Raw genomic sequence first — 8,427 nt, 5'->3', positions numbered from 1 at the left:
AGTCCTCGGCCGTGACCGGCTGCCGCGGCCGCGCGATGGCGGACGTCGCCGCCGTCGCCGACCCCCGGACCGGGCTCGCGGTCTACGCGCCGACGAGCAAGACCTCCTCGGCCTGGGCCCAGTACGGCGGGACGAGCCTCTCCTCGCCGATCGTCGCCGCGGTGTACGCCCTGTCGGGCCGGACGAGCGGGTATGCCAACACCATCCCGTATGCCCACACCGGCGGCCTCTTCGACGTCACCTCGGGACGGAACGGATCGTGCGCCTCCTGGTGCGCGGCGAAGACCGGCTGGGACGGACCGACCGGGCTCGGAACACCGAACGGGACGAGCGCCTTCTGACGGTGTGCCCGAGGGCAGGCCGTCCGGTCGGCGTCACGACGTCACGACGGCTGGCGGTCTGCCACCCGATCGGGGCCTGAGCACCACCCCCGGCACCCCACCCCCTCTGGCGGTCTGCCACCCGATCGGGGCCTGAGCACCACCCCGGCGCCCCACCCCCTCTGGCGCTCTGCCACCCGATCGGGGCCTGAGCACCACCCTCCGGGGTAGTCCGGGAGTCCGCACCGTCGCCCAAACCCTTGTGGGGAAGGTAGCCAGACCCAGGACTCTGGCTACCTTCCCCACAAGGGTGCTCGACGCGTTCGGTGGCGGGGAGTGGGCTCAATGGGACGTGATCGTCGGCGTCCGGCGCCGCAGCGCGGAGAGGAGGCCGACGGCCGAGACCACGGCCCACACGCCCTCGAGAAGCAGGAAGCCCCACTGGTGTCCGCGGAGCGCGTCGACGGCAAGAATCGCGGACCCCACGAGGTTGAGGACGAGATAGCTCCTCGACGACGGTCGAAGCCAGCCCCGCTGGGCGGCGACGAAGCCTGCGAGGATGAGGAGGGAACCGAGGACCTGGACGAGCTGTTCCATGGACGAGTCACCTTTCGCGAGCGTCGTCTTGTCGGTCCGGGTACGGCGCACGTCTCGTCCGGGCGCGGTCGCCTCCGTCCGGCGGCCGGCACGGACAGTGTGGCATCCGGCTGCCACCCGTGCTGCCCCCACAACGCCGAGGCGCTCCACCCTGGGACGTGGCATACGTATTGCCGACACCGGCGGCGGACGTCGGCAACCGTGTCTTGGGTCGCCTCTCCGTGTCGGCCGGGGCACCTTCTTGGACCTGATGCGGGATGCGAGCGGGCCCGGCAGCGGCGCGGTATGCCGCGACGACAGTCGCGGGTTCCCTCGCCGAACAGGGGTCGGGCAAGCAGTCGGAGCCGGCGACGAGAATCGAACTCGCGTAGCCAGTTTGGAAGCCACGGCCAGCCGGTGTCCGTCGTCGCAGGTCAGAGCACGAATCCCGTTCTCCGGCCTACGGATTCAGTGTAGCGGAATGATGCAGGATTGTGCGGGATGATGCTCCGTTAGTGGCACGTTATGGCACGGCTATGGCACGTTATGGCACGGCCGGACGGCCCGATCCGCCCGGCTCCGGGGCCTCGCAGCGGCCTCCTCGGCCCGCGCATCGACGGGCCTCGCCTCGGCCTCCTCGGCCCGCGCGTCGACGGGCCTCGCCTCGGCCTCGAGTCCAGCGCGACCCGTAGCGCCGGGCAGGTGTCGTGCGTCGACGCGCGACGGCTCGGGTGAAGCGGTGCCGGGGCACCTGAACGCGAACGAGAATCATCGTCACCCAGACTGAGTCTGTGAGGAACCGCGGCACGAGCACCGAGCACGAGTGGTGCGCGGCCGTCACGGTCCCCGTCACAGGACCTCAGGCGCGTGCTGGCTCGATCCGTGGCGAACTGCACTTGCGTGGGCAGACGACCGTCCACGTGCAGGACGTGTACTGCGCGACGTGTCGTCGCCGGTTCCACGACGTCGCCGACGAGCCCCTGTGTCCTCGCGCCACACCTGCGCGGCGGCCCGACGAGACACTGCTAGTAGTCGAATTCAGCGACGCCAAGGCGATGCGGAGGGGCCGACTAGCAGGCTGTTTGCATACGGTTGCCACCGTTTGCCAGCGTTTGCATGAGCCACTGCCGAGCCCGACCGGAGGTGCCCCCCGGTTGTCGTCTGCTCGAGCTGGGCGCCCGGGTGGAGTCAGGTCGCCGGGGTCGTCTCGTCGGGGCCTCCTCGGATGAGGCGTAGACCGGGCCGGCCTTGCTCGCCGGCGGTGAGCCAGGGTGCGAGCCCGTCGACGACATCGCGGATGCGGGTGCCGCTGACGTCGGCGTAGCCCGCGGTCGTGGCGGGGTTGCTGTGTCGCATGAGCCGCTGGGTGACCAGGAGGTCTCCGCCGCTGGCCCGGTGGGCGGCGGTGCCGTACCAGTGGCGCAGCTGGTGGCTGCTGCAGCGGATGCCGGCCTTGCTCGCCAGGCGCTTGATCGCCCACTGGACGACATCGGCGGTGACACCGGGGAACATCCGGCCCTGGGCGATGCCGGCCGCCTCGGCGTACTCCCGGACGGCGGCCGCGAGGGCGGGGTGGCAGGGGATCGTGTCGACACGGCCACCCTTGCCGGTCACGCGCAGCCGCCAGGTGCCCTCGCCGGCGTCCTCGAGGTCCTCCAGCTCGACCTTGGCGGTCTCGAAGGACCGCAGGCCGGCGTAGGCGCCGAACATGACGAAGAGCCGGCTGCGGCCGGTCGCGACGGCCAGGAGCCGGCCGAGCTCGGCGTCGTTGATCGGGCGGGGCCTGCCCTTGGGTGTGGTGGGGCGGCGGACGTCGAGGGTCGGGTCGGGGATCCCGGCGAACGCGGCCCATGCCCTCAGGTGCTGGAGGTACTTCAGCCGGGTCCAGCGGGCCTGCTCGGGGTGGGCGGCCAGGTAGTCGATGACATGGGCCTGGGTCAGCTCGTGCGGTGCGACGCCGGCGTGCCTGCTGATGAGTCTCACGGCCGCCTCCCGGCTCCGCAGGGTCGCCGCGGCGTAGTCGTCGGCGATGCCGCGGCGTCGCCAGTCCTCCAGCGTGGGGTGCGCGGGCGTGCCGCTCGCGGGGTCGCCGGCGTCGACGGGGTCGGTCGTCGGGCCGGCAGTGGGGTCGCGGGCCGGGTCGGGCTCGAGGGTGCTGCTGGCGTCGGCGAGCGCCAGGCGAGCCACGGCCGGCGTGGTGGTTGCGGCCCGCAGGTCGTCGGCGAGGCGCACGAGCTGCGCGAGGGTGATGTGCACCTGGGCGTCGTAGGTGATGCCTCCGTGGGCCTGCTCGTTGGCGTGGGCGAGGACGAGCCACAAGGTGGGGTGCCGGTGTGCCTCGGCCCGGTCGACGCGCTCGGCCGGCGTGAGGTCGGCCAGGTCGTCGGTGAGGGAGTTGATCCACTGGTCGCTTTGCAGCTCCACGCGGATGAGGTCGGCCTCTCCCGGACCGTCCCCTTGGGCGGGGATCTGCGCGACGAGGGACCGGTGGAAGTAGGCGCCTCCGAACTCCAGGGTGTCGGAGGGGTTGAGCTCCTCGGTGTGATCGGAGGTGCACCACGGTGGGCAGTCAGGTGGCGGGATCCGGGCGTCGCTGGTCATGGGCACAGGTCATATCGCGTATCCGGCACTCCTCGCACCCTTTCGCCCATCTCGCGTCACTCGCTCATCTCGCACAACTCGCCCATCTCGCGCGCTCGGCTCCCCTCGTCGGCCTTCGCGCGGTCAGCGCGGCGACGCCGGCTGGCACCCGCCGGCCGGCGGGTCGTCGTCGCGCCGGACCGGCCGGCCCTGTCGATTGTCGAATGGTCGAATTCAATTCAGAATGACGATTCTTGAATTCCTTTTGTTCTCAATGTTTTTCGTTTGCGTCTGGGGGCCGGCGGGGGGAGAGAACGGCAGGTCGGGATCTCCCACAGGGGGGTACGGCGGGAAAAAGGGGCCGGCCCTCGCCGGCCTCGAGCTCGAGGACCGGTCCGGTCCTCGTGCCCGAGGCCGGCGCCACACGGGCCGCACGGTTGGTCCACCCAGGGTGCCAGCGGCTCACGGGAGGCGAGCCGCGCCTCGCCGGGCCGGCCGCGGCCGACGAGAGGGACGGCAGCTCCACCACGGCATGCCTGCTGCTGCCCGGCCGGGTGGGCCCGCTCCCGTGCCGGCCACGCCAAACCTTCGACCTTGGATCGAGGGTTTGGGTGCCAGAGGTCTCGGATGGTGCCCTCGCCTCAGCGCAGAGCACGCACTGACGGGTGGTGGTCGAAGGATCTTCGGCGGCCGAGGGCTTCTCCGCCTCCGGGGTGGCCGCGGCCGCCGCAGGATCTTCGGCATCGTGAGCTGTCAGGGGCGGCTCGGGTTGCCTGGGCCGGCGCGGGCGCAGGCTGCGGGCAGGGTGGCGTCGAGGATGGACAGCAGCTGCTGGCATCGCCGGAGCGTGGCGCGGGCGTCGGCGAGCTGCCCGGCGCGGCACTCGGCCTGGGCGATCCGTAGACCGCGGTCGAGCTCCGCGACGGTCTGGATGCAGACGGCGTCCAGCTGCGGGTCCGGCTCGCCGGTGGCCGGCCTCACGCGGGCAGGCCCGGCGCGAGCGGGGGCCGGCCCGTGGCGAGCAGTGGCCAGGGTGGAGCGCCGGTCGGTGGGCCGAGCGCGTCCAGGTGCGGGTCGGGCGCGAGGAGGCCGAGCTGGACGACGAACCGGACCGATGGCGCCGGTGTCGTTGCGGTGGCCAGATAGGCCTCGTCGAACAACCGGTGGCAGGGCACGCACCGGGCCTGGTAGTGGTCCGGGTCAAGGCTGTAGCGGCGGGGCCCGTCGTGCAGCTCGAGGGGGTCGCGGTGGTCGTAGGACCAGTGCGACGCGGGCCGGCCGCAGTCGATGCAGCGGCGGTGCCGGGCCGGCCCATAGATCCTGCGGATCCGGTCGTGGGCGCTGCGGTAGCGGATGGTGAGGCTGCGCCGGTGGGCGCGGTCGCCACAGGATCGGGTGTCTCCGCTCGTCAGGTGCCCGGTGGTGACGACGGTTCGCCGGCCGCAGTCGCACCGGGCGAGCCAGCGGCTGCCGGGTAGCCGCTGGAGGATCGTCAGGCGGCCCATCCGCACGCCGGTGAGGTCGACCCGGCGGGCGCGGCCGGCCAGGGCGGACGCGGCGGCCGTCACGGCGTCGCCTCCCCGGCATGCTGCTGGGCATGGCGGGTCTGCCACTGCCAGGGGGTCAGGGTGTCCGTCGCGTGCTGGTCGGCCTCGGCCTGCCAGGCGATCTCCTGCGGTAGCCACTGAGCGAGCGCCTCGGCCGCGTCGGGGGTCGCGAGCTGGAAGTCCCCGGAGCTGCGGGTGGCGGCGGGCGACTGGTAGGAGGGGATGCCAGCGGCCCAGGCTGCGGCCAGGTACCGGCGGCAGAGGTCGTTGAGCCACTCTTGGGATCCATCCGGCGGCTGGAGCCAGCGGGTGAACTCCAGGATCGTGCGGTCCTCGTCGAGGACGAGTGCTCGCACGCTGAGCGGGCCGGTGGGTGTCGGGACGCGGTACTCGCCGACGTGCCCTCGCCAGGGCTGGCCGTCGTGCTCGGCGACGATGCGGTCGAGGTCCTGCTGGACCCACGCGGCGGGACGTCGCCGGCTCCTCGAGACGCGGCCGGCGCCGGCCAGGTGCGGCAGCCGAAGACCCGACAGGTCGGTGACGACGTCGTGCCGGACGGGCCGGCGCTCGCCGAGGACGAGGGTGAGTCGTCGCTGCGGGTCGTCGAGCTCGGCTCCGGCGTGGCAGGGGCAGACGCACACGGCGTCGTCCTCGCCGGCGTCGAGGAGGACGCGCTCGCAGCTGCTGTGCTCGCCGGCGCGGCAGCGAGGGCATCGGGGGTCGTGGTCACGAGTGGGCATGGGTACTCCTTGGGTCTGGTGGTGTGGGGGCCGACGCTGCGCGGCAGCTGCGGCACAGGCCGGCGTCGTCGAGGCGCCGGCCCGTGTGGCCGCATAGCGCGCACGGTTTCCCGTTGCGTGGGGCCGGAGGGACGTCGCTGCGGCCGGTGGCGGGGTGGTGGTCCTCCGCGCGCGAGGGTGTGGTCTCGACCTGGGGACCGTGGCCTTGCGGCGGGGGGCCTGTGGATGACGGCGGTGCGCTCGGCCTCGCGCGCGCGGAAGGGTCACCTATGTACGAAGGGGTTCCGCAGATAGGTGTCTGTTCATCATTGGCGGACGGAAGCGTCCTCCCTGGGTGACCTGTAGCGTCCGCCCAGAGGTTGGGGCCGTCCTCGCCTGGGAGGACGGAAGCGTCCTCCCAGTGTGGATAACCATGACTCGCGGGAGCGGGGCGGCGAGGTCGCGTGCCGGCGGCCACGGCGAGGTCGTAGACGACGGGTCGCTTGTTCCCGGGCAGGTGGTCGACGAGGCCCTGGTCGCCGCGCTTGATGAGGCTCCGCTCGAGCAGCACCACGAGCCCACGTCTGACCGCGCGGGGAGTCGTGGCGATCGCCTCAGCCAGGGTCTCCTGGGACGGGTATGCGCCACTCCCGTCTGCTCTGGGCGTGTGCTTGGCCAGCGCGATGAGGACGAGGCGGGCCTCGGCCGACAGGCGACCGCCCGCGGGCCTCACCGACATCGCCCACTCCACGGCTGGCCAGCTCACGGCCCGAGCCCGTCGTCGTGGAGCGCCTCCTCGACGGCCCGCCTGTCGGTGGCGGGTGCTACGGTCGCGCTGCTCGTGGGTCTGGTTGGGTCGTCGCTGGCTTGTCCCCTCCCGGGCGCGTCGGCCCTCACCCTTGATGGGGTGGGGGCCGAGCTGCGTCCGGGTGAGGTGGCGGCGTCGTCGGTGGTCACCGACGAGCGTCGACGCGGCCGGCGGTGAGCCATGCGTCGAGGTCGTCGCGGTGGATCCGCGTCAGAGCGCGAGGACCGGTGCCGAGCTTGTGGTACGGCAGCTCGCGGCGACGCATGGCGCGGTAGAGGACGTCGCGGGACACGCCGATCGTCGCTGCTGCCTGGGCGGGTGAGAACCAGACCGGGTCGGTCGGGGTACTCGGAGTGGGTGTGGTCATGAGGGACGTTCCATTCCCAGGCCACGACGGCACATGAGGGGTCAGCCGCGAGCGCGGCTGCGGGGAGCGTTCAGGGCACGCCGGAGGGGCGAGGATGTGCCGGGGTGGCCTGAGTGAGGGTTGACCGGTCAGGCGGCGTGCGCTCCCCAGGCGAGTGCCGGGGGTGCGTGCGTCTGGGCAGCGTCGACGAACTTGCGCAGCCACAGGGGCGGCGGGCCGCTCGAGTGGCGTTCTCGGGCCAGTTGCTCGGCCTCGCAGGTGCGACGCTCGTGCCGGTCCTCGTCCGCCTGTCGCCGACGAAGCGCAAGGTTCAGGAGGTTGAGCTCGTCGCGCAGGTGGTCCAGCTGGCGCTCGCGGCAGGCCAGGGCGTAGACCCCTCTGGTCCACGCGTCGGCGGCCTCGATGTGCTCGTCCCAAGCGATGTTGTCGGCGAGCTCGGCGAGCTCGGAGCCTGGGTCACGGACTGCGCGGCTGATGCAGCGGAGCAGTGCGACGAACCCGTGGCGTGGGCTGTAGGGCAGCCCGAAGTGCCCGCATCCCCGCTCGGTGAGCAGGAGCCTCACGGTGGCCAGGAGCAGGGTCAGCCAGCCGGCGTCGAGCCGAACCTGTAGGCGGCCAGTGACAACGTCGCGGCCGAGGAGCGAGCCGGACCTCATCCGGGCGCGGTTGCGGAAGACGTCAACCAGGTTGAGGCGGTAGAGCCGGGTGGCCATCGGGTGCCCCGCGTAGTAGCCGGAGCCGTCACCGATCATGATGCCGAGGAGCGAGTCTCGGTCGAGGAGGTGGGCCTCGCGTGGATGGCGCCTCTCGGCCCGGTTGGGCGTCGTCGCTGTGGTCACAGGCGGAACCATAGACGCGGCCACCGACAGACCTTGCCGACCACCGGTCATTGCGCCACGGCCCGGGCGGCGGGTCGGGATCCGAGGGGAACGACGTTGCCGCCGGGTGCGGCGAGGCTGTCGAGGCGTTCGGCCAGGAGCGCGTCGCGCTCGTCGGTGGCGTGCTGATAGCGCATGGCGGCGGCGATGGTGGAGTGGCCCATGCGGCGTTGCAGCTCGCGGATGCTGGCGCCGGTGGAGGCGGCGAGGGTGGCGCCGGTGTGGCGTAGGTCGTGCCAGCGCAGATCGGGCCGGCCGGCGGCGCGGCGGGCGCGGCCGAACATCTCCGAGCGTCGGGAGCGGGGCAGGGGTCTGCCGGCGGGGGTGGCGAAGACCAGGGCGTCGGGTGAGGGTCCGGTGTAGGTGTCCATGTGGTCGGCCAGGACGTCGACGACGGAGCGGGGCAGGTGGACCAGCCGGTTGCCGGCCTCGCTCTTGGGTGGCCCGTAGGTGGTGGGCTTGCCGACGAGCTCGACGAGCGCGCGGCGGACGCGCAGGGTGCCTCGGGTCAGGTCGACGTCGCGGCGGGCGAGGGCGAACAGCTCGCCGCCGCGCAGGCCGGACCAGGCGGCGACGTGGACGGCCGCGGCATACCGGTCGGGCATGGCGGCGGCGAGGCGGTGCAGCTGCTC

The 8,427-nt window shown here is 72.7% G+C and carries 9 protein-coding genes, 1 pseudogene and 1 riboswitch; of the genes and pseudogenes, 1 reads left to right on the top strand and 9 read right to left on the bottom strand.

Features of this window, described 5'->3' with window-relative positions:
• Positions 1–341, top strand: a pseudogene (locus BN12_RS25380) (hypothetical protein); the annotation flags it as partial.
• A gap of 321 nt (positions 342–662) precedes the next feature.
• On the opposite strand, the gene BN12_RS18150 reads toward BN12_RS25380, so the two are convergent.
• From BN12_RS18150 to BN12_RS18105, 9 genes are all read right to left on the bottom strand, one after another.
• Positions 663–917 carry a CBU_0592 family membrane protein gene (locus BN12_RS18150; RefSeq protein WP_048556573.1) on the bottom strand — a complete coding sequence of 85 codons (255 nt, stop codon included), beginning with the start codon at positions 915–917 and terminating at the stop codon, positions 663–665.
• Between the two features lie 17 nt (positions 918–934).
• Positions 935–994: riboswitch (guanidine-III (ykkC-III) riboswitch) on the bottom strand.
• Between the two features lie 1,090 nt (positions 995–2,084).
• Complete coding sequence (locus BN12_RS18140; protein ID WP_048554675.1) at positions 2,085–3,497, bottom strand: tyrosine-type recombinase/integrase; 1,413 nt, start codon at positions 3,495–3,497, stop codon at positions 2,085–2,087.
• Positions 3,498–4,229: 732 nt separating this feature from the next.
• The gene (locus BN12_RS18135; RefSeq protein WP_048554673.1) at positions 4,230–4,457 is read right to left on the bottom strand and encodes a hypothetical protein; all 228 of its coding nucleotides are present in this window, start codon (positions 4,455–4,457) and stop codon (positions 4,230–4,232) included.
• Positions 4,454–5,044, bottom strand: a complete 591-nt coding sequence (locus BN12_RS18130; RefSeq protein ID WP_048554671.1) for a hypothetical protein — start codon at positions 5,042–5,044, stop codon at positions 4,454–4,456. Before BN12_RS18130 ends, BN12_RS18135 begins: the two co-directional genes overlap by 4 nt.
• Positions 5,041–5,763 (bottom strand): hypothetical protein, encoded by a 723-nt coding sequence (locus BN12_RS18125; protein ID WP_048554669.1) that lies wholly within the window; start codon positions 5,761–5,763, stop codon positions 5,041–5,043. Before BN12_RS18125 ends, BN12_RS18130 begins: the two co-directional genes overlap by 4 nt.
• Positions 5,750–6,481 carry a helix-turn-helix domain-containing protein gene (locus BN12_RS26745; protein ID WP_157635556.1) on the bottom strand — a complete coding sequence of 244 codons (732 nt, stop codon included), beginning with the start codon at positions 6,479–6,481 and terminating at the stop codon, positions 5,750–5,752. Before BN12_RS26745 ends, BN12_RS18125 begins: the two co-directional genes overlap by 14 nt.
• Before the next feature lie 214 nt (positions 6,482–6,695).
• Positions 6,696–6,917, bottom strand: a complete 222-nt coding sequence (locus BN12_RS18115; protein WP_048554665.1) for a helix-turn-helix domain-containing protein — start codon at positions 6,915–6,917, stop codon at positions 6,696–6,698.
• Positions 6,918–7,045: 128 nt separating this feature from the next.
• Complete coding sequence (locus tag BN12_RS18110; protein WP_048554664.1) at positions 7,046–7,756, bottom strand: hypothetical protein; 711 nt, start codon at positions 7,754–7,756, stop codon at positions 7,046–7,048.
• Between the two features lie 47 nt (positions 7,757–7,803).
• Positions 7,804–8,427, bottom strand: a 624-nt coding sequence (locus BN12_RS18105; protein WP_048556572.1) for a site-specific integrase, incomplete at its 5' end; no start/stop codon positions are given.

It is taken from the genome of Nostocoides japonicum T1-X7, from assembly GCF_001046855.1.
In the GTDB taxonomy this organism is placed as follows: Bacteria; Actinomycetota; Actinomycetes; order Actinomycetales; family Dermatophilaceae; genus Nostocoides; species Nostocoides japonicum.
Note: the sequence above shows the minus strand (reverse complement) of the source record. Positions and strands in the feature narration are given on the sequence as shown.

Coding starts and splice junctions, on each gene's coding strand:
- BN12_RS18115 (WP_048554665.1), bottom strand. CDS start 6,917: ATGACCACACCCACTCCGAGTACCCCGACCGACCCGGTCTGGTTCTCA.
- BN12_RS18150 (WP_048556573.1), bottom strand. CDS start 917: ATGGAACAGCTCGTCCAGGTCCTCGGTTCCCTCCTCATCCTCGCAGGC.
- BN12_RS26745 (WP_157635556.1), bottom strand. CDS start 6,481: ATGTCGGTGAGGCCCGCGGGCGGTCGCCTGTCGGCCGAGGCCCGCCTC.
- BN12_RS18125 (WP_048554669.1), bottom strand. CDS start 5,763: ATGCCCACTCGTGACCACGACCCCCGATGCCCTCGCTGCCGCGCCGGC.
- BN12_RS18140 (WP_048554675.1), bottom strand. CDS start 3,497: ATGACCAGCGACGCCCGGATCCCGCCACCTGACTGCCCACCGTGGTGC.